Consider the following 21,647-nt stretch of genomic DNA (forward strand, 5'->3'; position numbering starts at 1 on the left):
CACACAGAGGAGGGGCGGGAACCCGGTACCGGGTTCCCGCCCCTCCTCTGTGTGCGTTCAGTACGTGCGCCGCGTCAGTGCTCGGTGCCCGCGCCCGCGGTCGTGCCCGCGTCCTGCGAGCCGGCGCCGGACGCGTCCGTGCCCGCGTCGGAGGCGTTGCCCGACGGCTTGTTCGAGGAGTTGGCGGCGCCACCCTCGTTCGCGCCCTCGTTCGCGCCCTCGTTCGCGCCCGCGGTCGTGCCCTCGGTCGCGGCGTCGGAGGCGCCGTCGTTGGGCTCACCGCTGGCCACGCCGGTCGGCTTCCCGTCCGGGGCCGCGGGGACCTCGCTCGGGCCCCACTTCTTGAAGTAGCTCTCGGCCGGCACGACGAAGGTCTTCATCTTCACGTCGCCGGTCTTGCTGAAGACGAACTTGACCGCCTGCGCGTTGCCGTCCTTGACGGCCTCACGGCTGCTGGGCAGGACGGCGGAGGCGTTGTCCTTGCCGCCGATGACGACGGAACCACCGGCGGGGATGGTCAGCGGACCACCCTTCTTGGAGGTCTTGTCGTCCTTGCCCGGCGTGATCTTGGCCTTCTTGCCGGTGCCGGTGACCGAGATCTCGTCCAGGGTCTGGTCGGTCCGGCCGGTGTTGAACACCGTGGCGGCGATCACCGCGGGACCCGTCGACTTCAGGTCGGGCTGGGTGATCACCATGGCGTTCTGGATCTTGATGTCGCCGACGGACGTCGCGGCGTTGTCCGGCTTGATCTCGTGCGTCTGGGCGTTGGTACCGGCGCCGCACGCGGCGAGCGACGCGAGCGAGAACGCGATGGCGGTGGCGGCGATTGCGCCACGTCGAAGGCTGCGGCTCACGGCGGCGGCAACTCCTTGAACGAGGGCGGTACGGGAGGTCGGACGGCCGTAAAGCCGTCCTAAGTGTGTGTCAGCGGCCTTAGGTTACCGAGCCGCCCCCGCGCCACCGCACCCGACCCGCCCCTACGACCCGCGAGCCGCTCCCGGACCACCTGAGTCCCACCTGAGTCCCACCTGTGTCCCGGCCTGATCCCTGTCCCACCTGTCACTGCCGTCACGTCCGCGCCTTTGGCCTCTCGTTCACCATTCACATAAGCGCCGTCAAGCGTCATCACGGCCCGCCTTGCGGATTTCCGGTAAGGAATGCATGGCGGTCCGGGGAAGTCCGGAGAATTGATCACCGGGGGCGCTTGATCAATTCCGGATTCATGTCGAACGCGGAGTCGTACGTCTCCTCAGTCGCCGAACGGAGTAGCGGAAGTTCACCGTCTGGAACCAGGCAAACCGGGACGTTCAGCCTCAGGGAGCGCTCTCGGAGGGCGTGTGACGGGCGTGTTTCTGCTCCCCCGAAGAGCCGCTCCCACCTGCGAATACCCCGCTCCGGAAGCCTTCCGCAGCACGTTCTTGTTGTAGTTGTCAAGCCCCGAGATATGCCCTGACCTGCGAAAACGCCATTCAGAAGAGGCGATTCTCGTGTTAGGATGGATAGCCACGGAAGGGGTACCTGTCACATGACGTTCAAGGTTGGCGACACCGTGGTCTATCCCCATCACGGGGCCGCGCTGATCGAGGCCATTGAGACTCGCCAGATCAAAGGCGTGGACAAGACCTACTTGGTGCTGAAGGTCGCTCAGGGCGACTTGACGGTACGTGTGCCTGCGGACAATGCGGAGTTCGTCGGCGTGCGTGATGTGGTTGGTCAGGACGGGCTCGACCGGGTCTTCGAAGTACTGCGCGCGCCGTACGCCGAAGAGCCCACGAACTGGTCCCGTCGCTACAAGGCAAATCTCGAGAAGCTCGCTTCGGGCGATGTCATCAAGGTCGCGGAAGTCGTGCGTGACCTGTGGCGTCGTGAGCGTGAGCGCGGACTGTCCGCGGGTGAGAAGCGCATGCTCGCCAAGGCTCGCCAGATTCTGGTGAGCGAGCTCGCCCTCGCGGAGAACACGAACGAGGACAAGGCCGAGGCTCTGCTTGACGAGGTCCTCGCGTCCTGATCGCGTCCTGACATACGCGTACGCATACGTCTGGCGCCATGAATGCCGCGGTGCCCGCTGACCCTCAATGGTGTCGCCGGGCGCTGCGGCATGTTCGTACCCAGACGCATTGTCCGTGCCCGGATGCATTTTTGAATTCTTGCGTTCTGCTCTCGCGTCGTACTCGAGTCCTGCTCGATGCTGCTCAGCATGCGTGCCGGGCGCGGTCAGTCGGTTCGACCGGATGTCACGGAAGGGTCCGGTCGAGGCTCGCGCCCGGCGGCTCGCTGTGGCCATACCCACCTCCCCCGAGCACACAAACCTGAACGGAAGCGATGTCTGAGGAATCCCGCACCGCGGTCGTCATCCCCGCCGCCGGACGCGGCGTACGGCTCGGCCCGGGCGCCCCCAAGGCGCTCCGCGCGCTGAACGGCACGCCCATGCTCATCCACGCCGTACGGGCCATGGCCGCCTCCCGCGCCGTCTCGCTCGTCGTCGTCGTGGCTCCGCCGGAAGGCGCCGCCGAGGTCAAGTCGCTCCTGGCCGATCACTCGCTGCCCGAGCGCACCGACTTCCTGGTGGTCCCCGGCGGCGAGACCCGCCAGGAATCCGTGAAGCTCGGCCTCGACGCCCTGCCGGAAGGCATCGGCGTCGTCCTGGTGCACGACGCGGCCCGCCCGCTCGTGCCCGTCGACACCGTCGACGGAGTCATCGAGGCCGTCCGCGAAGGCGCCCCCGCCGTCGTCCCCGCGCTGCCCCTCACCGACACCGTCAAGCAGGTCGAGCCGGGGGACCCCCAGAAGCCCGCGCAGCCCGAGCCCGTGGTGGCCACCCCCGAGCGGGCCCGCCTGCGCGCCGTCCAGACCCCGCAGGGCTTCGACCGCGACACCCTCGTCCGCGCCCACGCGACCGTCACCGACAACGTCACCGACGACGCCAGCATGGTCGAGCAGCTCGGCGTCCAGGTCGTCGTCGTGCCCGGCCACGAAGAGGCCTTCAAGGTGACGCGACCCCTCGACCTCGTGCTCGCCGAGGCCGTACTCGCCCGCAGGAGGGCCAACGATGGCTTCTGAGAACCAGCCGCAGCAGCCGCTCCTCCCGCAGGTCGGCATCGGCACCGACGTGCACGCCTTCGAGGAAGGGCGCGAGCTGTGGTGCGCCGGGCTCCTCTGGGAGGGCGAGAGCGCGGGCCTGGCCGGCCACTCGGACGGCGACGTCGCCGCGCACGCCGCCTGCGACGCCCTCTTCTCCGCCGCCGGCGTCGGCGACCTCGGCGCGCACTTCGGCACCAGCAGGCCCGAGTGGTCCGGTGCCTCCGGAGTGACGCTGCTCGCCGAGGCGGCCAGGATCGTGCGCGCCGAAGGCTTCGAGATCGGCAACATCGCCGTCCAGGTCATCGGCGTACGGCCCAAGATCGGCAAGCGGCGCGACGAGGCGCAGAAGACGCTCTCCGCCGCCGCGGGCGCCCCCGTCGCCGTGTCCGGCACGACGACGGACGGCCTCGGCCTCACAGGGCGCGCCGAGGGCCTCGCCGCGATCGCCACCGCGCTGGTCGTGCGGACTGCCTGATCGGCACCGGCGTACCGGAAACGGATGAAATGCCGCTGCGGCGGGGTGTGTTGGAGCAGTATCGGTAACGCATGACGCACCCCGACAGCAGTCCGACGTCACCCGTCGACGTACGAGGTCGACGTACAAGGACGTACTAGAGAGAGGCATCTCCATGGCCGCCCAACTGTCCGACGACCTCAAGGCCCTGCTCGACACCCCCGTCTTCATCGCCGTGGCCACCATCCAGCCCGACGGCAGCCCCCAGGTCTCACCGGTCTGGGTGAAGCGCGACGGCGACGACATCCTCTTCTCCACCACGGTCGGCCGCCGCAAGGAGAAGAACCTGCGCCGCGACCCGCGCGTGACGGTGCTCCTCCAGCCCTTCGACGCCCCCTACACGTACGCCGAGATCCGCGGCGAGGCGACGATGACCACCGAAGGCGGGCAGGAGCTCATCGACGAGCTGGCCCTGAAGTACACCGGAAAGAAGTACGCGGACTTCAACCCGGCCTCCAAGGACGACGACGCCCGCGTCGTCGTCCGCGTCACCGCGCGCAAGGTCGTCGGCCGCCTCTGAGGCCCTTCCGTACCGCCGCATGTCACAGTTCCGTGCCCTGTTGACCCCAGAGGTCGCAGGGCACTGTCCTGCGACCACTACCCTGGTGTGGTGACGATTCGCCTGTACGACACCAGCGCCCGGCAGATCCGAGACTTCAGCCCGCTCATCGACGGTTGTGTCTCGATCTACCTGTGTGGCGCGACGGTGCAGGCCGCCCCGCACATCGGGCACATCCGCTCGGGCCTGAACTTCGACATCATGCGCCGCTGGTTCGCCTACCGCGGCTACGACGTCACCTTCATCCGCAACGTCACCGACATCGACGACAAGATCATCCGGAAGTCGGCCGAGCAGGGCCGCCCGTGGTGGTCGATCGGGTACGAGAACGAGCGGGCCTTCAACGACGGCTACGACGTCCTCGGCTGCCTGCCGCCCACGTACGAACCGCGTGCCACCGGCCACATCACCGAGATGATCGAGATGATGCGCGGCCTGATCGAGCGCGGCCACGCGTACGAGGCGGACGGCAACGTCTACTTCGACGTGAAGTCCTTCCCCGGCTATCTGGAGCTGTCCAACCAGGAGCTGGACAACCTCCTGCAGCCCGAGGGCGAGGGCGAGACCGGCAAGCGCGACCCGCGTGACTTCGCCATGTGGAAGAACGCCAAGGAGGGGGAGCCCAGCTGGGAGACCCCCTGGGGCCGCGGCCGTCCCGGCTGGCACCTGGAGTGCTCGGCGATGGCCCACAAGTACCTGGGCCGTGAGTTCGACATTCACGGCGGCGGCATCGACCTGATCTTCCCGCACCACGAGAACGAGATCGCCCAGGCCAAGGCCTTCGGCGACGCGTTCGCGCGGTACTGGGTGCACAACGGCTGGGTCACCATGAGCGGCGAGAAGATGTCCAAGTCGCTCGGCAACTCGGTCCTCGTCTCCGAGATGGTCAAGAAGTGGCGCCCGATCGTCCTGCGCTACTACCTGGGCACCCCGCACTACCGCTCGATGATCGAGTACAGCGAGGAGGCCCTGCGCGAGGCCGAGTCCGCGTTCGCGCGGATCGAGGGCTTCGTGCAGCGCGTGGTGGAGAAGGCCGGGGGCGTCGTGGAGCCCGCCGCCGACGTGCCGCCCGCCTTCGCCGACGCGATGGACGACGACCTGGGCGTCCCGCAGGCCCTCGCCATCGTCCACACGACGGTCCGGCAGGGCAATTCCGCCCTCGCCGCCGACGACAAGGAAGCCGCGGTCGAGCGGCTCGCAGAGGTGCGGGCCATGCTGGGCGTGCTCGGCCTCGACCCGCTCGACCCGCACTGGGCCGGCGAGGGCGATCGCGGCGAGGACCTCCACGGGGTCGTCGACACCCTCGTACGCCTCGTGCTCCAGCAGCGGGAGGCGGCGCGCGGCCGCAAGGACTGGGCCACCGCCGACGCCATCCGCGACCAGCTCAACCAGTCCGGTCTCGTCATCGAGGACGGCCCGAACGGACCGCGGTGGACTCTCGGCCCGCGCTGAGCGTCTGACCTCGCAATGTGCCGCCCGGCGACCCGGGCGGCACACTTCATATACGTACGCAGTTCACGCAGTGCGCCCTCACGCCGTACGAAGGCAGGCGCACGCATCACAGAGACAGGTAGGTCATGGCCGCTAACAACCGCCGCATGTCCGGCAAGAAGGGCGCGCAGGTCGGCAGCGGCGGGAACCGGCGCCGCGGCCTTGAGGGCAAGGGCCCGACGCCGCCCGCCGAGGCGCGCAAGGGACACAAGAAGAACCGCATCGCCAACGCCGCCGCCAAGAAGGCCTCCGGCGGCCCCGGCGGCAACCGCCGCCCCAGCGCCGTGAAGGGCCGCGGCAAGGGCACCTCCGAGATGGTCGTCGGGCGAAACTCCGTCGTCGAGGCGCTGCGCGAGGGCGTGCCCGCATCGACGCTCTACGTCCAGCAGTTCATCGACAACGACGAGCGCGTGCGCGAGGCGCTCCAGCTCGCCGGTGAGCGCGGCGGCATCCACCTCATGGAGGCACCCCGCCCCGAGCTCGACCGCATGACCAACGGGCTCAACCACCAGGGCCTCGTGCTCCAGGTGCCGCCCTACGAGTACGCCCACCCCGAGGAGCTCGCCGCCGCCGCGTACAACGTGGGGCAGGAGCCGCTGATCGTCGCGCTCGACGGCGTGACGGACCCGCGCAACCTCGGCGCCGTGGTGCGTTCGGTCTCCGCCTTCGGCGGTCACGGCGTCGTCGTCCCCGAGCGGCGTGCCGCCGGGATGACCGCGGGTGCCTGGAAGACGTCCGCCGGTGCCGCCGCGCGTACGCCCGTGGCGCGGGCCACGAACCTCACCCGCGTCCTTGAGGCCTACAAGAAGGAAGGCCTCGCGATCGTCGGTCTCGCGGCGGACGGCGAGCACGAGGTCGGCGACCTCGAAGCGCTCTCCGGTCCCGTCGTCATCGTCATCGGCAGCGAGGGCAAGGGCCTCTCGCGGCTGGTCGGCGAGACCTGCGACTACCGCGTGCGGATCCCCATGCCGGGCGGCACGGAGTCCCTGAACGCCGGTGTCGCGGCGGGTGTCGTGCTCTACGAGGCGTCCCGCCGCCGGAGCTAGACCTCACGCCGGACGCCCGTCGGCCCCGATACCCGGGGCCGACGGGCAGCCGACGAAGATCTTGACGCGGTCCGGACATTTCCACGCGGTCAAGGCAGTGTCCTAAACACACATCACTCGGTTAGATGAGTGTGGACACCAGAACACCCCGCAATCCCACGGGGGGAAGCTCGTCAGGGTTCGACGAAGCTCCCGCGCTGACCATGGTGAAGGTGCCGAGCGACCCGGCGCAGGTCATCGTGAATCACGCGAGCTTCCGCGTGCAGCTCCCCACCACGCAGCGGACCCAATCCCCGCGTATCGCACGGCACTTGAGCAATGCCGACGACACCGCGCGCATCCCCGCGGCCGGCTCCGCCGCCCGACGCCGCTCGCCCGTCGTCTGGAGCGGCAAGTCCGAGCCGGGCGACCCCGGAGCCACCGGCCTGCTGCAGGCCGTGCGTGGCACGGGCGTGCGCCATTCGGCCGAAGTCGGCGGCACCTCGTACGACGACGGAGGCGCCACCCAGGTCATCCCCCGCATCGACGACGACGATCTCGAAAGTACGCAGGCCACGCCTGCCGTCATCGGCCCCCGGCACCCCGAATCCGGGACCCGGCTCATCCCGCGCATGCCGGCGTCCGAGAGCGACCTCGACGAACGACTTCCTTACGAGGACGACGAGTTCGACGACGATGACGCGGACGTCGACGCGGACGGCCGCCAGGCGGTCAAGCGGCACGGGGCCGACCCCGTGCGGCACGCCTACTACCCCGGCCGCCGCATGAACCTCGGCGTCGTGCTGCTCCCGCTGCGCGTCTTCCTCGGGTTCATCTCCATCTACGCCGGCATGGGCAAGCTCTGCGACCCCGTGTACTTCGACGGCGGCGACCGCGGCTCCATGGTCAAGTGGCTCAACTCGCTGCACCCGTGGACGCTCGCCGAACCGCTGCGCGATTTCGCCCTCTCGCACCCGGTCGGTGCGGGCCTCTGCATCGCCTTCCTGCAGATCATCGTCGGCGTGCTCACGGTGCTCGGGCTCTGGCAGCGGGTCGCGGCCGGCGTCGGCGTGCTCCTCTCCGCCGCGCTCCTCGTCACCGTCAGCTGGAAGACCGTCCCCGCCTACGACGCGCCGGACATCATCTATCTGGCCGCATGGTCGCCGCTGATCATCGCGGGCGCGCCCGTCTACTCCGTCGACGGACGCCTCGCCGGTGAGGCCTGGCGCAGGCTCGGGCCGCGCGTGGACATCTGGCAGCTGCGGCGCCGTGTGCTGCGGCGCGGCGGGCTCGTCGGGGCGTTCGTGATCGGCTGCACGCTGCTGATCGGTTCGATGCTGGGCGGCGCCGTGCGGGACGCCGACCGCGTGACCGTGCCGGGACCCGGCGAGGCCCCGCGCAACGAACTGCCGGGCTCACCGCTCCCGCAGGAGCCCGGAAAGCAGCGGCAGCGCCAGGGCCAGTCGCAGAGCCCCGAGGCCTCCGGGTCCCGGGCGCCGACGCAGGGCAGTTCCGCGAGCCCCACGCAGGGCGCGTCAGGTGCGGCCACGCCGGGTGCGGCGCCCGAGACCACCAACGCGGGCACCGGTCAGGGGCAGCCGAGCCAGACGCAGGGCGCCGCCGGGCAGGCCCCGCCGCAGCAGTCGTCGCCCCAGCAGCCGCCGGCCTCGGCCACCGCCGGACCCACGTCCAGCGGCGGCAGCGGGGGCGGGGCGCCCGCCGAGAGCGGCGCGAACGGCGGCGGCCAGGGCCGCGGCAACGAGCGGCTCGTGGGTGGGCTGCTCGGCGGGGGCTGAGCAGGCGTCCTTGCCCGTACGCGAAGGGGCCCCGCACAGACACTGTGCGGGGCCCCTTCGCGTACGTACGCGATTTACGTGCTGCTCAGCCGGACGTCTGGGCCTCAGCCGGACGTCTGGGCCGCGAGCTCCTTCGCCGCCTCCGTGAGGTCCTTGGCGGTGTCGATCGCCCGCCAGTACGCGCCCTGCGGCAGCGGGAAGCCCGCCAGGCTCTTCTCGCGGGCCAGGCGCGGGAACGTGGTGCGCTCGTGGTCGCCGCGGTCCGGGAGGAGGGCGGTGAAGGCCGACGAGAAGACGTACACGCCCGCGTTGATCAGGTACGGGGACGGCGGAGACTCGATGAAGTCCGTGATGTGACCGAACGCGTCCGTCTCGACGGCGCCCCACGGGATGCGGGGGCGGGCCAGGGCGAGGGTCGCGGTGGCGTCGCGCTCGGCGTGGAACTCCGCCATGTCGCGCAGCGAGAAGCGGGTCCAGATGTCGCCGTTCGTCGCGTACCAGGGCCTGTCCGCGTGCGGGAGGTGGCGTGCGGCGTACTTCAGGCCGCCGCCGCGGCCCAGGGGTTCGTTCTCGACCACCGTGGTGACGTTCAGGGGGAGATCGGCCGACTCCAGCCATTCCTGGAGCACCTCGGCGAGATGGCCGCAGGAGACGACCGCGTCCGTCACGCCCTCGGCCGCCAGCCAGGAAAGCTGATGGCCGATGATCGGGGTCCCCGTGCCAGGGATCTCGACCATCGGCTTGGGCCGGTCATCGGTGTACGGACGGAGGCGCGAGCCCTGGCCTCCGGCCAGGACAACGGCCTGTGTGGGCTTGTGAGAGTCGGGGTCACCGGTCATGCCGGAAACCCTACGTGCCGCCCCCGTCAGCCGTTCTGGTGGGCGGCGACGCCCGTCGCGAAGGACGTGTCGCAGACCGGGCGCGAGTACGACTGGGCACGGCTCGGACCGTACTTCTGGACGGCCGCGCGGCCGAGGGCACGGGCGATGGAGACGCAGTGCCGGGCGAGCGACGGGTGGCGGTTCACCTCCTGCTGGAGGTGGGTGAGCGAGACGCCCGGGTTCCTCTCCTGGAGTTCCAGGAGGAGCCGGTCGCGCAGGACGTCGTGCGGGGCACGGGACTTGGCCGGTGCGGAGAGATCGTCGGCGGATGCGGTGAGCATCGAATCCGAGGAGTTCCCGGACCAGTTGACGCTGGTGACCGCTAGGGTCCCGGAAAGCACCAGCATCACGGGCAGGACGAGGGCAAGCGTGCGGCCGATGCGTCGGGCGGGGCCTCGGTGGGCTCGGCGCGGCTTCTGGGTGTAGTTGGCGGAGTGCGTCACGCGAGTGAGCGTAGCGGTCGGTGATGATTTGGCGACATTACGTCACTCGGTCGAGCGACGGAGAATGAGGATTTTTCGGAGCGGTGTTGACGGGCGTCACCCGAAATGGCCGGTCTGCCGGGGTATTTGTCGACAACGTGGCGCACGCGGAAGGCCCCGCACCGGTGGGTGCGGGGCCCTCTGTGAGCTGGGCTGCTGATCGCTTCGTCAGTCGCGTCAGTCGCGTCAGTCGGTGAGGCGCTCGCCCGTCGACGTCGAGAACACGTGGATCTCGCCCGGACGCGGCACGACGTGCAGCTGCGTGCCCTTCTCCGGGACGCGGCGGCCGTTCACGCGGACCACGAGGTCCTTGTGCTCGCCGCCGACCTCGGCGGAGCCGTAGACGTAGCCGTCGGCGCCGAGCTCCTCGACGACGTTCACCGAGACGGCGAGGCCCGCCGGGGCGTCCTCGGTCTCCTTGGTGAGGGACTTCGCCGTGGCGCCGTCCTGCTCGACGATGTCGAAGTGCTCCGGACGGACACCGACGGTGACCGTGCGGTCGCCCTTGTCGGCGGCGGCGGAGAGCGCCTCGCGGTTGACCGGCACGACGGAGTTGCCGAACTTCACGCCGCCGTCGGTGATCGGGACCTCGACGAGGTTCATGGCGGGGGAGCCGATGAAGCCGGCGACGAAGAGGTTGGCCGGGCGGTCGTACATGTTGCGGGGGCTGTCCACCTGCTGGAGGAGCCCGTCCTTCAGGACGGCCACGCGGTCGCCCATCGTCATGGCCTCGACCTGGTCGTGGGTGACGTAGACGGTGGTGATGCCGAGACGGCGCTGGAGGCTCGCGATCTGCGTACGGGTGGAGACACGCAGCTTGGCGTCGAGGTTCGACAGCGGCTCGTCCATGAGGAAGACCTGGGGCTCACGCACGATGGCGCGACCCATGGCGACACGCTGGCGCTGACCGCCGGAGAGGGCCTTCGGCTTGCGGCCGAGGTACTCCGTGAGGTCGAGGATCTTCGCCGCGTCCTCGACCTTCTGGCGGATCTCGGCCTTGTTGACGCCGGCGATCTTCAGGGCGAAGCCCATGTTGTCGGCGACGGTCATGTGCGGGTACAGCGCGTAGTTCTGGAACACCATGGCGATGTCCCGGTCCTTGGGCGGCAGGTGCGTGACGTCGCGGTCACCGATGTGGATGGCGCCGGCGTTCACGTCCTCCAGGCCCGCGAGCATGCGCAGGGAGGTGGACTTTCCGCAGCCGGAGGGACCGACGAGAACGAGGAATTCGCCGTCCGCGACGTCGAGCTCAAGCTGATCGACGGCGGGCTTGTCGCCACCCGGGTAAATGCGGGTCGCCTTGTCGAACGAAACAGTGGCCATGGTGAGGGCCCCCTTCACCGGCAGGAACGTGCCGGACGATCCGTTGTAAAGAGAGGAGTGGTGTAGTCCACCTGAGTGAACTGCTCGTGACCGTACCCCGAGGTCCGCACGTCTGTCAGTAGCCGGGGAGCCGCGACCTTCGAGGAAATTTTCGACGAGGCCATGGGCGGCGTTGGTTACACTGCTCGGGCACGTCAGTGCACGCGTCATGCCTCCTTAGCTCAGATGGCCAGAGCAACGCACTTGTAATGCGTAGGTCGTCGGTTCGAATCCGACAGGGGGCTCAGAGCGGGCGAAGGCCCGGAACACCGAATCGGTGTTCCGGGCCTTCGTCGTTGCCGTGGGTGTGGTGCTTCCGGTGGTTAGGAGGTGATCGTTCCTGTCGCCTTGCTCGTCGACGATCCGTTGCTGTGGCCCGTGCGGTGTGCTGTCACCTTGACCGTGATCTTCTTGCCGCGTTGGGCGGACTTCAGGGTCAGGGACGACTTGGTTGCGGCGGTGATCTTTGTGCCGTTTGCGTACCACTGGTAGGAGTACGAGGCCGGGGCGGGTGACCAGGTGCCCTTCGTGGCCTTGAGGGTTTTGGCTACCTTGGCGGTGCCGGTGATCTTCGGCTTCGCCGATGCCTTGGGTGCGGCGCCCTTGGTGACCGTGACGGCCGGGGATGTCGCGGTGGCGTCCTCGTGGCCCGTCTTGTGGGCGGTGACCGTGACGGACAGCTTCTTGTTCAGGTGCGCTGGCGGGATCTTGTACGTCGAGGCCGTGGCGTCGGCGATCGCCTCGCCGTTCGCCTTCCATTGGTAGGTGTACGAGGACGGGGTGCCCGTCCAGCTTCCGGGGTCGGCCGTGACCTTGGAGCCGACAGCAGGTGTCCCCGTCACCTTGGGAGCCGTGGTGTTGCCCGGGGGCGGGGCGGTCACGGTGAAGGTGCCCTGCGGGTACTCCGAGCCGCCCGCGATGACGCTGATGTACCAGTCGCCCGCGGGGACGTCCGTCAGGTCGAGCGTCGCCTTCAGTGTGCGGTTGTCCGCGGAGATCGACTTCGTCTTCGCGGTGAGGGTCTTGCCCGACTGCGTCAGCCGGACCGTCGCGTCGGGGTTGATGGCGGTGCCCGTCACGGTGAGCGTGGGCTTGGTGCCGCCGGGAGCCTTCGCCGGGGTGATGCCGGTGATGGTGGTCCTCTCGCCGCCGCAGCGGCTGGACCAGCACTTCAGGGTGGCGCGGTAAGACGTGGCCGAGGCCTTCTCCGGGAGGCCGATGACGAGTACGGAGGGCTTCTTCGGGTCCGTGGGCGAGTCGTTCACTCCGCAGGTGTAGTCACCCGGAACAGCCCCGGAGCAGCCGTTCTTCCAGGAGCTGTTGTAGAGGGCGGGGACCGCTTCTTCGGTGGCTCCCGTGGTGTCGGAGATCTCGGCTTCGAAGTGGTCGTTGGCGGCCGTGGGCAGGACGGCGCACGTAGCCGTGTGCGATTCGTCGAGGGTGCCGGTGACCGGGCCGTAGCCGAACGCGACCGACGGGACCTTGGTGCACTCGGAGACAGGGCCGTCCGCGGTGGCGATGCGCAGGGCGTCGACGCGGTACTCGGGCGCTGCCGCGCGGTTCACCGGGGTCTGGACGAGGACCTGGTGGGTGGTGGTTCCAGTGGCGGCGCAGGCGCGGGCGCGCTGGTCGCACTCGCTCTTGCCGCTGCCGTCGAGGACGTACATGTCGGCGGTGGCCAGGGCGTCCCGCACGTTGAGGTGCACGACATCGGTGGCGGCGGGCGTGGTGACCTGGTGGCAGCGCAGGGAGCCCGGAGCGCCGTACGTGCCCTTCACGGACGGGCCGCCGACCTTCGCGGCCGCCGTCTTCGTGCAGCCCGCCGAGGAAGCCGTCGACGTCACGTCGCGCCGCGTCAGGGTGTAGTCGGCGGTCTGGTCGCGGCCGGTGACCAGGACCGTGTGGGCCTTGCCCGGCGTCAGGGCGCAGAGCGTCCAGCCGTTGGTGGTGGCATAGCGGTCGCAGACGCGCTTGCCGGTGGAGTCGAGCACGGAGAACTCGGCGGGTACGTCACCGGAGGTGGCGACGAGCTGCAGCGCCTCGGCAGAGGTGTGGGCGTCCGCCGGGATGGTCAGGCAGCGCGAGAAGACGCCGTCCCCGGTGGAGAAGGCGGCCTTGGCCCCGTCGGCGGCGAAGCTGCCCGCGGGCAGGACAGGGCAGTCGTTCGCCGCGTCCGTGCGGTACACGGCGACCGTGTACGGGCCGGTGCGGGGGCTGCCGTCGGCGTGTACGAGGGCGCGGTAGGGCGCGGTGCCGGTGAGGGCGCAGTCGCCCGCGTCGAGCTTGTCCGCGTCGCACTGCTCGGTGCCCTCGTTGTCGAGGACCTCCACGTCGGCGTCGACCCCGGAGCTGCCGAGTGGGGTGAGCGCCGCGATCCGGGAGTCCTTGGGTGTGGGGAGGTTCAGGCAGTCGTACTGTCCTGCCGTGCTGAACTTGCCCTTCCGTGTGCCCAGTTCACTCTTCACGCAGCCACTGCCGGAGGCCCGGTCGAGGACGATCAGGCCGTGCGCGGTGTCGTGGAAGGGGGACGAGCCGTCGAGGTAGGCGGCGTAGGTACCCGCGGCGGGCAGCCGGCAGGGGGACTCGGTGTTGCGGCAGAGGGTCTTGCCGGAGCTGTCGTGCACGCGGACCGAGCCGGTCTCGCCGTCCTTGTCGACGGAGTCGAAGCGATACTTGCCCGCCTTCTCGGTGGTGACCGTGAAGCAGGGCGTCTTGGTCAAGTCCTGTGCGGTCAGCGGGCCGTAGGGCCGGATCGGGGAGGACGGGCAGCCCTGCGGGTCGTTCAGGCGGCGGGCCGTGACCGCGTACTCGGCGGGGAAGCCCTTCTCCGCGTAGGTGACGCGGGACAGGGCGCGGTAGGGGCCCTTGCCGGGCAGGACGCAGCTGTCCTCGTCGTCCTCGGGGAAGCGGGGGCAGATCCGGGCGCCGGTGGCGTCGGTGATCCAGGCGATGGACTCGCCGTAGACCTTGGTGCCGCGGGCCAGCCGGATGCGGTCGCCGGGCTCGGCGTCGAAGGGCTGGCAGTCGATTTCGGCGGGGCTGACCGACGTACGCGTGGGTGTCGGCTGGTCCCAGTTGGTACCGGTCTCCGGGGCGCAGCCGCGGTCGCTGCCGAGCGGTACGACGGTGACCGCGGTGTCGGCGTCCTCCCAGCCGTCGTTGGTGACCTTCAGCGTGTACGTGCTCTTCGCCGCGAGGTCGCACCAGCCGTCGGTGCGGTACTCGGTGTCGTAGCAGTCGACCCGGCTGTCGCCGCTGTAGACCTCGGTGTTCGCCTCGTTGCTGGAGTCGACGAATGAGACCAGGTGGAGGCCGGCCTCGGCGGTGGTGAAGGTGTAACAAGTCGTCGCGTCGGGGGCGACGGTGGCCTTGCCGAGCGCGGCGCCCGGGTCGCCGAACGGGGCGAGGGCGAGCGGTGCGCACTCCGCTTCGGCGGCGTGGGCGGCCGTCGCGGGCAGTGCGGAAGGCACGAGCAGGGCAAGCAGTGCGGCCAGGGCGAGGAAGAGCGCGGCGGGCGCCGCGGGTCTCGCAGAAGGACGTGGTTCAGGCATTGAGCCCCCCCCAGGCTGTGTGGATGATCGGGTGATCGTGGCACAAGGGTGTGACAGCGGGTGCTGGAGGGGCTACTGATTTCAGGTGATGCCGGTCGGTGCTAAGCGCCGGGGTCAGTGGTGCTCAGTGGCGGCCCGCGATTTTGTCCGCCCACTGGGCCATGCGGGATGACGTTGCCGTGTTGGTGGTCAGTTCTCGGTGGTCGGCCGTGTTGTACGTCGCGTACATGCCGTGGACGCCGAGCCAGCGGAACGGTTCCGGTTCCCACTTGCGGACCTTGTGGTTGACCCACGGGAGTGTCGTGAGGTCGGTGGGGCCTGCCTGGCCCGAGTCCTGTTGGACCAGGTCGCGCAGGGTGCGGGCGGCGAGGTTGGCGGTGGCGACGCCCGAGCCGACGTAGCCGCCCGCCCAGCCGAGGCCCGTGGCGCGGTCCAGGGTGACCGTGGCGCACCAGTCGCGGGGGACGCCGAGGACGCCGGACCAGGCGTGGGCGATCTCGACTCCGGCCAGTTGGGGGAAGAAGCGGGTCAGGATCGCGCGCAACGCTTCGATTGTCGCTGGTTGGGTGCGGCCGTCGTTGTCCGTTTTCGAGGCGTAGCGGTACGGGACGCCCCGGCCGCCGAGTGCGATGCGGTCGTCCGCCGTGCGTTGGGCGTACATGTACGCGTGCGCCATGTCGCCGAGTGTTTCCCGGCCCTCCCAGCCGATCGACTCCCATTGGGCGGCAGTGAGGGGCTCTGTGGCGATCATTGAGGAGTTCATGGGGAGCCACGTGCGGCGCTGGCCCTTGAGGGACGCCGTGAAGCCCTCCGTGCAGCGCAGGATGTACGGGGCGCGCACCGTGCCGTACGGGGTGATGGCGTGCTTTGGCTTGATCTCCGTGACGGGCGTTGACTCGTGGATCGTGACGCCCAGGGACTCGACCGCCGTCGCCAGGCCCTGCACCAGTTTCACCGGGTGCAGGCGGGCGCCGTGCGGGGTCCAGGTCGAGCCGACGGCGCCGGACACCCGTACGCGGTCCGCCGTCTCGCGGGCGCCGTGCAGGGTGCGGTCCTTCTCGCCGTACGCGAGTTCCGTGGCGTGGAATTCCTTCAGGCGTGCCAACTGGGCTGGCGTGTAGGCGACTTCCAGTACGCCGCCGTGGTGGATGTCGGCGTCGATCCCTTCCGTCTTCGCGGTCTCGATCACCTCGGTGACCGTGTCGTTCATCGCCTCCTGGAGGCGGGTCGCCGCCTCCTTGCCGTGCAGGCGGGCGTAGCGGTCGCGGCCCGCGATGCCGTTGTAGAGCCAGCCGCCGTTGCGGCCGGAGGCGCCGTAGCCGCAGAACTTCTGTTCCAGGACGGTGATGCGGAGGAAGGGGGCGGCTTTCTTCAGGTAGTACGCGGTCCACAGGCCCGTGTAGCCGCCGCCGACTATGCAGACGTCGGCACTCTCGTCGCCCGGCAGGGGTTCACGGGGGGCCGGGGTGCCGTGGTCCGCGTACCAGTACGAGATGCCGCCGTTGATCGTGCTGCTCATGCGCCGGACGTTACTGCGCTGGTGGGGGCTTTGGGGAGGGTCGTGGCGTCCGGTTTCGGGGCGGGGGGTCCGATACGTTGATCCGGCGCGTGGCGAAGTGTCATGTGCGTTGATCCTGGAGGACTGTTCTGATGGCCGTACGCAAGGCCGGGCGCATCGTCACCGCGGTGGCCGCCACCGCACTTCTCGCCGGGGGCGCAGCCGCCTGCGGGCCCGAGGACCTCACGGGCGGGAGCGGTGGCAGCGACGACAAGGCCTCGGCCTCGGCGGGTACGTCCGGGTCCGGGTCCGCGGCCGACAGCGGGCCCGAGGCGAAGGCGCCGCCGGCCGGTACCGACGCGCTCGCGAAGACGCCCGCCACCGTGAAGGGCGGCGTGATCACGGTCGGCGACCCGAAGGCCGGGCACACGGTCAAGCTGTACGAGGACGCGCGCTGCCCGATCTGCAAGAAGTTCGAGGACACCGGTGCGCAGGCGCTGGTGAAGCCGGTGGCCGAGGGCAAGGTGAAGGTCGAGTACACGCTGGCCTCGTTCCTCGACAAGAACCTCGGCGGCAGCGGCTCGGTGAACGCGGCGAACGCGCTGCGGGCCTCGGTGGAGGCGGGCAAGTTCCCGCAGTTCCACGCCGCGGTCTTCGCCAACCAGGCCGAGGTCGAGACGGACGACGCCTACACGCCCGCCTTCCTCCTGAAGATCGCCGACAAGGTGGACGGGCTGCGGGGCGCCGAGTTCGACAAGGCCGTGCAGAAGGGCACGTACAAGAAGTGGGTCGGTGAGGCCATGCAGGCCTTCACCGACGACGGCATGCAGGGCACGCCGACCGTCGTGATCGACGGCAAGAAGGCGGACAGCCGGACGCTGTTCGACCAGGAGTTGTTCGCCGGGGAGCTCAAGGACGCCGGGATCTCCTGACCGGCCATTTCTTTGGTGCCGGGCGTCGTACGGCGCTCCGGGTCAGCGGGTAGCAGGCCAGGCCGATCAGGACCGACGTGAAGTGGCCCAGGTCGGTGAAGGTCCTGCCGGTGATCAGCGGGGTGCCGTACACGGCGAGGACGATCAGGAGGTACGCGTATCTCCAGGGGCTCGGCACCCAGTAGACGAGGACCGCGACGACCCCCGCGAGCGCGTAACTCACGCCCACGTCCAGGGTCTTGACCGAGGACGTGGGCGCGGCGCCGTGGTGGATCGCGAGCGCGAGTACGCCTTCGCTGATGAGGGTGGCCGCGACGTGCGAGCCCGCGGCCACCGCCAGCCAGCGCGCGGTGCCGAGCCACCGTTCGGCGGTGGCGTGGAAGACGGTGTAGAGCACGGCGTACGACAGCCAGGTGCCGCCGTCGATCCAGAAGGCGCTGGAGACCAGGACGCGGACGGGGTTCTGCGACAGCTCGTGGATGTTCGTCGAGCGCTGGCGCAGGAAGTCGTGTCCGAACTCCGGTGACATGTGGTGCATCGCGACCGTCGTCACGAAGAGGATCGCGAGCCAGATGTACGTGCCGGGAGCGCTGCGGATATAGGCGATGACGGCCCGCCTCGCCGCTCTCGTGGCCCGGATAATCCCCATGCGGCGATTCACCCACGCCGGTAGCGTCGCGGGCGTGATCGACATTCGCATTCCGGACGGCCTGATCGAGTCGCAGTACGAGTACGCGGGGGAGCCGGGCCGCGCCTTCATCGCGGCGCTGCCCGCGCGGATCGCCGAGTTCGTCGAGCGGTGGGATCTGACGGTCGACGGGCCGCCCATGCACGGCATGGCCGCGCTCGTGCTGCCCGTGGTGCGGCGGGACGGCACCCCCGCCGCGGTCAAGTTCCAGCTCCTGGACGAGGAGACCGAGGGGGAGCCCGTCGGGCTTCGGCTGTGGGACGGCGACGGGGCGGTGCGGTTGCTGGACTACGACGACGGCACCGGCACGATGCTGCTCGAACGCCTGGACTCCGGGCGGATGTTGTCGACGATGACGGACACGCGGAAAGCCGTGCTCGTCATCGCCGAGCTGCTCGCGCGGCTCACCGCGGTGCCCGCGCCTGAGGGGATGCGGCGGCTCGGGGACATCGCGGCGGAGATGGTCGATGACCTGCCGGACGCGCTGAAGGCGATCCCCGATCCGGTGCAGCGGGCGCTCGTGGAGCGGTGCGGGGGCGCGGTGCGCGAGGTCATGGGGGAGCCCGGCGACCGGCTCCTGCACTGGGACCTGCACTTCGAGAACGTGCTTGCCGCCGAGCGCGAGCCGTGGCTCGCCATCGACCCGAAGCCGCTGGCCGGGGACCCCGGGTTCGACCTCTGGCCCGCGATCAACAACCGTTTCAACGCGGACGACGTGCTGTGGCGGTTCGACGCGATGAGCGAGGTGCTCGGGCTCGACCGGGAGCGGGCGAAGGCCTGGACGCTGGGGCGGGTGCTGCAGAACGCGCTGTGGGAGATCGAGGACGGGCGGCCGGTGGACGAGGATGATCTGGAGGTTGCGCGGCTGTTGTTGGGGGTGCGGTGAGGCGCGTCGTAATCTGCCGCCATGATTCGTAGCGCCACGCCTGAAGACGTTCCCCTCATCCACGCCATGGTCCGTGACCTCGCCGAGTACGAGAAGGCTCTCGACGAGGCCAGGGCCACCGAGGAGCAGCTGCGTGAAGCGCTTTTCGGGGAGCGGCCCGCCGCGTTCGGGCATATCGCGCAGGACGACGACTCGGGTGAGGTCGTCGGGTTCGCGCTGTGGTTCCTGAACTTCTCCACGTGGCGCGGGGTGCACGGGATCTACCTGGAGGACCTGTACGTACGGCCCGAGGCGCGCGGTGGCGGTCATGGCAAGGCGCTGCTGCGGGAGCTGGCGCGGATCTGTGTGGAGCGGGGGTACGAGCGGCTCGAATGGTCCGTGCTCGACTGGAACGAGCCCTCGATCAACTTCTACAAGTCGCTCGGTGCGCTGCCGCAGGACGAGTGGACCGTGTACCGGCTGACGGACGGGGCGTTGGCGGGGCTGGGGGCTGCTGCCGAGTAGGGGCAGGGGGTCGCTGAGCAGGGCGGGGGTCGCTGGCTCAGGGGATCAGGACCACCTTGCCCGTGGTGCGGCGGTTCTCCAGGTCGGCGTGGGCCGTCGCCGCCTTCGACAGGGGGTAGCGCTGGACCGCCGGGGTGAAGTGGCCCTTCGCCGCCTCGGCGAGTGCGGCGAGCTCCAGGGTGCGGATCGGGTTGTCGCCGCCTGCCTTCTGCATCATCACCGGGCCGAGTACGCCGGTCTGGGTGATGCCGCGGGCCGCCAGCTGCTCGTCGGTGAACGTCAGGGGCTCGCCGTCGTGCGGGCCCTTGCCGGACCAGCCGAAGACGAGGTGCTGGCCGCCGGGGGCGAGGAGGTCCACGGCGGCAAGGCCCGGCGCTCCGCCCACTCCGTCGAAGACGACGGTGGCGCCGGGGGCGCCGATCTTCGTGAGGTACGCGCGTACGTCGGCCGGCCAGTCCGGGTTCTTGTGGTTGCGGTAGTCGACGGCGAGGTCCGCGCCGTTCGCGCTGACCCGGTCCGTCTTCTCCGGGCCGCCCGCCAGGCCGATCACCGTGGCGCCCGCGTGCTTGGCGTACTGGACCAGGAGCGTGCCGATGCCGCCCGCCGCGGCCGGGATGACGGCCACGGAGTCCGGGGTCAGCTTGGTGAACTGCAGGATTCCCATCGTCGTACGGCCCGTGCCGATCAGGGCCACGGCCTGTGCGTCGTCCAGGGCTTCGGGGATCTCGTGCAGGCGGGCCGCTTCGGTGACGACCAGCTCGGCGTAGCCGCCGGGGGCGAAGCCGATGTGGGCGACCACGCGCTTGCCGAGCCAGCTGTCGTCGACTCCCTCGCCGAGCGACTCGACCGTGCCTGCCACCTCGCGGCCGGGGATCGTGGGCAGCTCGGGGAGTTCGGGGAGCGGACCCTTGATTCCGGCGCGGACCGCGGTGTCCAGGAGATGCACGCCGGCCGCGGTCACCGCGATGCGGACCTGGCCGGGGGCCGGTGCCGGGTCCGGTGTCTCCTCGTACGTGAGGTGCTCGGCGGGGCCGAAGGCGTGGAGACGGATGGCGTGCATGGGTGCTCCCTGGGCGTCGGGTCGGGGCTGGGGCTCTTGCCGGGGCGGGGTTGGGGCTTTCGCCGGCTCGGGGCCGGGGCCGGGGCTCTTGCCGGCTCGGACACCACCCTCGTACCTCAAGCGGACTTGAGGTCAAGCCTCCTGGAGGTCTGTGCGAGCGTCACCGCTTCCAGGGCGCTGTTGAAGGAGACCTCGGAGAGCAGGCCGGGCGCCGCGACCTGGTCACCGGCGAGGTAGACGCCGTTGCCGCGGTCGATCGCCGGGCGGTCGCGCCAGGTGGTGCCGGGCAGGTCCACGGCGCCGGTGCGGCCGTTGGACACGGAGTCCCGGCGCCAGACCAGGCGGTCGCGCCAGCCGGGGAAGCCGAGGTCGAGCAGGTGGTCGGCGCGGGCTGTGCCGTCCGCCTTGGACTCGTCGGGGGAGAGCGGGATCTGGCCCTGGATCAGGTCCTGTCCTGCGGGGGCGAGGGTGCGGTCCTGGGTGGTGAAGCGTTCGATCCAGCCGGTCCTGTCCAGGTCGGAGATCGCGAAGGGGTCGCCCCTGCGGGAGTTGAGGGCCACGTCGACGAGGGTGGTGCGGGCGCTGTCCCAGCGGAGGGTGTCGTCCTGGAGGAGGCGGCGGGCCGCGGGGAGTGAGGTGGCCACGATTACCGGGCCCTTGGCGGTGAGGGCGGCAAGGGTGTCGAGGGTGTCGATGCGGGACAGCGTTTCCACGCGTACGCCCAGGTTCCAGGCGAGTGCCGCCATGCGGTCGATGACCGCGCCCCAGCCGCCGCTCGGGTAGTGCGCTTCCGGGGGGAGTTTCGTGGCGCGGCGCAGGCGTTCTTGCACGAACCTGGCGGAGAGGGAGCCCGGGTCGTGGTGGAACGTCGCCACGGCGATGTAGTGCGCGGCGGCGCGTGCGCCTTCCTCCCCGACTTCGCCGGTGGCCCAGGTCATGAAGTCCGCGTCCACGGGCGCCTGTTCGGGCTTGCGGCGCAGGAGCTTGACCATCGCCACGGGTGGGGTACGGCGGAGCCTGCCCCGGTGGTGGAGGCGCAGGCGGGTGCCTTCGATGGGCGGGAGGGGGGCGAGGGGGCCGATGAGGTCGCGCTGCTTGAGCCAGGTCCAGTGGGGGCCGCCGTTGTAGAGGGCGTGCGGGCCTTCGTTCGTGCGGTAGGCGCCTTCGGCGGTGCGGGCTCGGCCGCCGAGGGTGTGGTGGGACTCGTGGATGGTTACGCGGGCGCCGGATTCGGCGGCGGTGATGGCGGCGGTCAGGCCGGCCAGACCGCCGCCGATGATGGTTAGGGGGGTGGGGGTGTGGGTGTGGCTTTTGTGGTTGCTGTGGTTGGTGGGCAT

19 protein-coding genes and 1 tRNA gene are annotated in these 21,647 nt (G+C 70.2%); 11 read left to right on the forward strand and 9 right to left on the reverse strand.

Annotated elements, in window-relative coordinates; genetic code table 11:
- Nucleotides 1-74 precede the first annotated feature (74 nt).
- On the reverse strand, nt 75-854 hold the full coding sequence (locus tag ACWFR3_RS37030) for a DUF461 domain-containing protein (protein WP_453739088.1): 780 nt from the start codon (nt 852-854) through the stop codon (nt 75-77).
- A 671-nt stretch (nt 855-1,525) separates the two neighbouring features.
- On the opposite strand from ACWFR3_RS37030, the gene ACWFR3_RS37035 reads away from it, so the two are divergent.
- The 7 genes from ACWFR3_RS37035 (at nt 1,526) to ACWFR3_RS37065 (ending at nt 8,466) form a co-directional block, all read left to right on the forward strand.
- The gene (locus tag ACWFR3_RS37035; RefSeq protein ID WP_003953493.1) at nt 1,526-2,008 is read left to right on the forward strand and encodes a CarD family transcriptional regulator; all 483 of its coding nucleotides are present in this window, start codon (nt 1,526-1,528) and stop codon (nt 2,006-2,008) included.
- A gap of 314 nt (nt 2,009-2,322) precedes the next feature.
- A complete protein-coding gene (gene ispD / locus ACWFR3_RS37040) occupies nt 2,323-3,060 on the forward strand; it encodes a 2-C-methyl-D-erythritol 4-phosphate cytidylyltransferase (RefSeq protein ID WP_453739089.1) in 738 nt (245 codons plus the stop codon).
- Nucleotides 3,050-3,556 carry a 2-C-methyl-D-erythritol 2,4-cyclodiphosphate synthase gene (gene ispF / locus ACWFR3_RS37045; protein WP_453739090.1) on the forward strand — a complete coding sequence of 169 codons (507 nt, stop codon included), beginning with the start codon at nt 3,050-3,052 and terminating at the stop codon, nt 3,554-3,556. The genes ispD and ispF overlap by 11 nt, the downstream gene beginning before the upstream one ends.
- Before the next feature lie 154 nt (nt 3,557-3,710).
- Nucleotides 3,711-4,115, forward strand: coding sequence for a PPOX class F420-dependent oxidoreductase (locus tag ACWFR3_RS37050; RefSeq protein ID WP_453739091.1), 405 nt, complete (start codon nt 3,711-3,713; stop codon nt 4,113-4,115).
- A 90-nt stretch (nt 4,116-4,205) separates the two neighbouring features.
- Nucleotides 4,206-5,606: a cysteine--tRNA ligase gene (gene cysS / locus ACWFR3_RS37055; protein ID WP_453739092.1), complete on the forward strand. Its 1,401-nt coding sequence runs from the start codon at nt 4,206-4,208 to the stop codon at nt 5,604-5,606.
- 125 nt (nt 5,607-5,731) lie between these two features.
- Entirely contained in the window at nt 5,732-6,691 is a 960-nt protein-coding gene (gene rlmB, locus ACWFR3_RS37060) for a 23S rRNA (guanosine(2251)-2'-O)-methyltransferase RlmB (protein ID WP_453739093.1), read from the forward strand.
- A 125-nt stretch (nt 6,692-6,816) separates the two neighbouring features.
- Nucleotides 6,817-8,466 (forward strand): DoxX family protein, encoded by a 1,650-nt coding sequence (locus ACWFR3_RS37065; protein ID WP_453739094.1) that lies wholly within the window; start codon nt 6,817-6,819, stop codon nt 8,464-8,466.
- A gap of 104 nt (nt 8,467-8,570) precedes the next feature.
- On the opposite strand, the gene ACWFR3_RS37070 is transcribed toward ACWFR3_RS37065, so the two are convergent.
- The 3 genes from ACWFR3_RS37070 to ACWFR3_RS37080 all read right to left on the reverse strand — a co-directional run bounded on the left by ACWFR3_RS37070 (nt 8,571) and on the right by ACWFR3_RS37080 (nt 11,152).
- Nucleotides 8,571-9,305 (reverse strand): nucleotidyltransferase family protein, encoded by a 735-nt coding sequence (locus tag ACWFR3_RS37070; RefSeq protein WP_453739095.1) that lies wholly within the window; start codon nt 9,303-9,305, stop codon nt 8,571-8,573.
- A gap of 26 nt (nt 9,306-9,331) precedes the next feature.
- Entirely contained in the window at nt 9,332-9,790 is a 459-nt protein-coding gene (locus tag ACWFR3_RS37075) for a hypothetical protein (RefSeq protein ID WP_453739096.1), read from the reverse strand.
- 225 nt (nt 9,791-10,015) lie between these two features.
- Nucleotides 10,016-11,152, reverse strand: coding sequence for an ABC transporter ATP-binding protein (locus ACWFR3_RS37080; RefSeq protein WP_453739097.1), 1,137 nt, complete (start codon nt 11,150-11,152; stop codon nt 10,016-10,018).
- A 210-nt stretch (nt 11,153-11,362) separates the two neighbouring features.
- On the opposite strand from ACWFR3_RS37080, the gene ACWFR3_RS37085 reads away from it, so the two are divergent.
- Nucleotides 11,363-11,436, forward strand: a tRNA-Thr gene (locus tag ACWFR3_RS37085).
- Nucleotides 11,437-11,514: 78 nt separating this feature from the next.
- Here ACWFR3_RS37085 and ACWFR3_RS37090 read toward each other — a convergent pair.
- Complete coding sequence (locus tag ACWFR3_RS37090; protein WP_453739098.1) at nt 11,515-14,742, reverse strand: Tat pathway signal protein; 3,228 nt, start codon at nt 14,740-14,742, stop codon at nt 11,515-11,517.
- 124 nt (nt 14,743-14,866) lie between these two features.
- Nucleotides 14,867-16,261 carry an NAD(P)/FAD-dependent oxidoreductase gene (locus tag ACWFR3_RS37095; RefSeq protein WP_453739099.1) on the reverse strand — a complete coding sequence of 465 codons (1,395 nt, stop codon included), beginning with the start codon at nt 16,259-16,261 and terminating at the stop codon, nt 14,867-14,869.
- A gap of 131 nt (nt 16,262-16,392) precedes the next feature.
- Here ACWFR3_RS37095 and ACWFR3_RS37100 point away from each other — a divergent pair, with 131 nt between their 5' ends.
- Nucleotides 16,393-17,172, forward strand: coding sequence for a DsbA family protein (locus tag ACWFR3_RS37100; RefSeq protein ID WP_453739100.1), 780 nt, complete (start codon nt 16,393-16,395; stop codon nt 17,170-17,172).
- On the opposite strand, the gene ACWFR3_RS37105 is transcribed toward ACWFR3_RS37100, so the two are convergent.
- Entirely contained in the window at nt 17,150-17,821 is a 672-nt protein-coding gene (locus ACWFR3_RS37105) for a rhomboid-like protein (RefSeq protein ID WP_453739101.1), read from the reverse strand. The two genes, ACWFR3_RS37100 and ACWFR3_RS37105, sit on opposite strands and share 23 nt — an antisense overlap.
- Here ACWFR3_RS37105 and ACWFR3_RS37110 point away from each other — a divergent pair.
- Both ACWFR3_RS37110 and ACWFR3_RS37115 read left to right on the forward strand, forming a co-directional pair.
- Nucleotides 17,820-18,746: an aminoglycoside phosphotransferase family protein gene (locus ACWFR3_RS37110; protein ID WP_453739102.1), complete on the forward strand. Its 927-nt coding sequence runs from the start codon at nt 17,820-17,822 to the stop codon at nt 18,744-18,746. The genes ACWFR3_RS37105 and ACWFR3_RS37110 overlap by 2 nt on opposite strands.
- 21 nt (nt 18,747-18,767) lie before the next feature.
- Nucleotides 18,768-19,250, forward strand: a complete 483-nt coding sequence (locus tag ACWFR3_RS37115; RefSeq protein ID WP_453739103.1) for an N-acetyltransferase family protein — start codon at nt 18,768-18,770, stop codon at nt 19,248-19,250.
- Nucleotides 19,251-19,287: 37 nt separating this feature from the next.
- On the opposite strand, the gene ACWFR3_RS37120 is transcribed toward ACWFR3_RS37115, so the two are convergent.
- Together ACWFR3_RS37120 and ACWFR3_RS37125 are read right to left on the reverse strand one after the other, a co-directional pair.
- Nucleotides 19,288-20,310, reverse strand: a complete 1,023-nt coding sequence (locus ACWFR3_RS37120) for a zinc-binding dehydrogenase (protein ID WP_453739104.1) — start codon at nt 20,308-20,310, stop codon at nt 19,288-19,290.
- A 116-nt stretch (nt 20,311-20,426) separates the two neighbouring features.
- The gene (locus ACWFR3_RS37125; RefSeq protein WP_453739105.1) at nt 20,427-21,647 is read right to left on the reverse strand and encodes an NAD(P)-binding protein; all 1,221 of its coding nucleotides are present in this window, start codon (nt 21,645-21,647) and stop codon (nt 20,427-20,429) included.

It is taken from the genome of Streptomyces sp. NPDC055189 (assembly GCF_053606765.1).

Excerpts from the sequence above, each read along its gene's own strand:
- ACWFR3_RS37035 (WP_003953493.1), top strand. The coding sequence starts at position 1,526 with ATGACGTTCAAGGTTGGCGACACCGTGGTCTATCCCCATCACGGGGCC.
- ispD (WP_453739089.1), top strand. The coding sequence starts at position 2,323 with ATGTCTGAGGAATCCCGCACCGCGGTCGTCATCCCCGCCGCCGGACGC.
- ispF (WP_453739090.1), top strand. The coding sequence starts at position 3,050 with ATGGCTTCTGAGAACCAGCCGCAGCAGCCGCTCCTCCCGCAGGTCGGC.
- ACWFR3_RS37050 (WP_453739091.1), top strand. The coding sequence starts at position 3,711 with ATGGCCGCCCAACTGTCCGACGACCTCAAGGCCCTGCTCGACACCCCC.
- rlmB (WP_453739093.1), top strand. The coding sequence starts at position 5,732 with ATGGCCGCTAACAACCGCCGCATGTCCGGCAAGAAGGGCGCGCAGGTC.
- ACWFR3_RS37065 (WP_453739094.1), top strand. The coding sequence starts at position 6,817 with ATGAGTGTGGACACCAGAACACCCCGCAATCCCACGGGGGGAAGCTCG.
- ACWFR3_RS37070 (WP_453739095.1), bottom strand. The coding sequence starts at position 9,305 with ATGACCGGTGACCCCGACTCTCACAAGCCCACACAGGCCGTTGTCCTG.
- ACWFR3_RS37080 (WP_453739097.1), bottom strand. The coding sequence starts at position 11,152 with ATGGCCACTGTTTCGTTCGACAAGGCGACCCGCATTTACCCGGGTGGC.
- ACWFR3_RS37090 (WP_453739098.1), bottom strand. The coding sequence starts at position 14,742 with ATGCCTGAACCACGTCCTTCTGCGAGACCCGCGGCGCCCGCCGCGCTC.
- ACWFR3_RS37095 (WP_453739099.1), bottom strand. The coding sequence starts at position 16,261 with ATGAGCAGCACGATCAACGGCGGCATCTCGTACTGGTACGCGGACCAC.
- ACWFR3_RS37100 (WP_453739100.1), top strand. The coding sequence starts at position 16,393 with ATGGCCGTACGCAAGGCCGGGCGCATCGTCACCGCGGTGGCCGCCACC.
- ACWFR3_RS37110 (WP_453739102.1), top strand. The coding sequence starts at position 17,820 with ATGCGGCGATTCACCCACGCCGGTAGCGTCGCGGGCGTGATCGACATT.
- ACWFR3_RS37105 (WP_453739101.1), bottom strand. The coding sequence starts at position 17,821 with ATGGGGATTATCCGGGCCACGAGAGCGGCGAGGCGGGCCGTCATCGCC.
- ACWFR3_RS37115 (WP_453739103.1), top strand. The coding sequence starts at position 18,768 with ATGATTCGTAGCGCCACGCCTGAAGACGTTCCCCTCATCCACGCCATG.
- ACWFR3_RS37120 (WP_453739104.1), bottom strand. The coding sequence starts at position 20,310 with ATGCACGCCATCCGTCTCCACGCCTTCGGCCCCGCCGAGCACCTCACG.
- ACWFR3_RS37125 (WP_453739105.1), bottom strand. The coding sequence starts at position 21,647 with ATGCCCACCAACCACAGCAACCACAAAAGCCACACCCACACCCCCACC.